Origin of the sequence: Kitasatospora sp. NPDC056327, assembly GCF_042261735.1 — a bacterium.
In the GTDB taxonomy this organism is placed as follows: domain Bacteria; phylum Actinomycetota; class Actinomycetes; order Streptomycetales; family Streptomycetaceae; genus Kitasatospora.
The window spans coordinates 1-1,591 of sequence record NZ_JBHJRC010000544.1; the positions used below are offsets into that span (position 1 = coordinate 1).

1 protein-coding gene is annotated in these 1,591 nt (G+C 72.0%); it reads left to right on the forward strand.

Translation table 11 applies throughout. The features are described 5' to 3' along the window. Positions 1-184 precede the first annotated feature (184 nt). Entirely contained in the window at positions 185-1,546 is a 1,362-nt protein-coding gene (locus tag ACFCX4_RS36195) for a glycoside hydrolase family 18 protein (RefSeq protein ID WP_376151719.1), read from the forward strand. Positions 1,547-1,591: the final 45 nt, after the last annotated feature.

Below are 1,591 nucleotides of genomic sequence, written 5' to 3' on the forward strand. Positions count from 1 at the left end.
GAGGCTGGACCGCACCCGCGGTCCGGCCTCCTCCGTCCTCACCGGCCGGCCGCCCCGGCTTTGCCGGCCTTTTGCATGGTGCGCCGACCGGACCGGCCCTCTTGTGCGGGTGCGGCGGCATGGGCTAAACCTCTGTCCCAGCTGGTCCAGACCAATTGACGCTGCATCAGAGAATAGGTCCGGTATGCCCATTCGTCGTCCCGCCCTGCTCGCCGCCGCCACCGTCGCCGCGCTGCTCGCCTCCACCGCCACCGCCACGGCCACCGCCGCCGACGGCGGCAAGGGCCCCCGGCTCAAGGGCCAGCGGGTCGGCTACTTCACCCAGTGGGGTGCCGACAGCTCCGCCAAGCGTGTCCAGCAGACCGGCCAGGCCGGCCGGCTCACCGTGATCAACTACGCCTTCGGCAACGTCTCCGCCGAGGGCACCTGTTTCGAGAGCAACGAGTCCGGCCAGGGCGACGCCTACAACGACTACCAGCGCGCCTTCTCCGCCGCCGACTCGGTGGACGGCGTGGCCGACGCCCCGGGCCAGGCCCTCAAGGGCCACTTCAACCAGCTGCGCAAGCTCAAGGAGCGCAACCCGCAGCTCAGGGTCGTCATCTCGCTGGGCGGCTGGAGCTGGTCCAAGTACTTCTCGGACGCCGCCGCCTCCGACGAGGCCCGCAAGAAGTTCGTCTCCTCCTGCATCGACCTCTACATGAAGGGCGACGTGCCGCGGCTGGCCGGCTCCCCGGAGGGCGGCAAGGGGGCGGCCGCGGGCGTCTTCGACGGCATCGACGTCGACTGGGAGTACCCGGGCGGCGGCGGTGACGCGGGCAACGTGGTCCGCCCCGAGGACGGCCGCAACTTCACCCTGCTGATGGCCGAGTTCCGCGCGCAGCTGGACGAGCTGGCCGAGCAGCGGGCCCGGGCCGGCGGCAAGGACGACAAGGGCAGGGGCAAGGGCAAGAAGCCCGAGCACTACCTGCTGACCGCCGCCGTCGCGGCCAACGAGACCGTCGCCGACCGGCTGGAGCTGCCCGAGCTCTCCACCACCGTCGACTGGCTCAACCTCATGACCTATGACCTGCACGGCCCCTGGGAGGGCAAGGGCCCGGCCAACCACCAGGCCAACCTCTACTCCGACCCGGCCGATCCCGACGCCCGGCAGCGCAGCGCCGACAAGGCAGTCGTCCACTACGGCGAGCGCGGCCTGCCCGCCCGGCAGACCGTCCTCGGCGCGCCGTTCTACGGCCACGGCTGGACCGGCGTGCCGGCCGGCAACCGCGGCGGCCTCTACCAGAAGGCCACCGGCACCGTGCCGGACCTCTCCTACAAGGAGATCAACGCGCTGCCGGGCCGGACCTACGTGGACCGCGAGCACGGCGCGTCCTGGAAGTACGACGGCACCACCTTCTACAGCTTCGACTCGGCCGCGGTGCTCACCGAGAAGGCCCGCTACGCCCGCTGGAACGACCTGGGCGGTGTGATGGTCTGGTCGCTGGACGGCGACGACGCGCAGGGCAGCGGGATCGCGGCCCTCGACAAGGGGCTGCGCGGCAAGTAACCCGCGCCGACCGCCCGGTGGGAGCGGAAGGGCCCGCCGCGACGC

What these genes read in the sequence shown, in the direction of transcription:
- ACFCX4_RS36195 (WP_376151719.1), top strand. Translation starts at nt 185, where the DNA reads ATGCCCATTCGTCGTCCCGCCCTGCTCGCCGCCGCCACCGTCGCCGCG.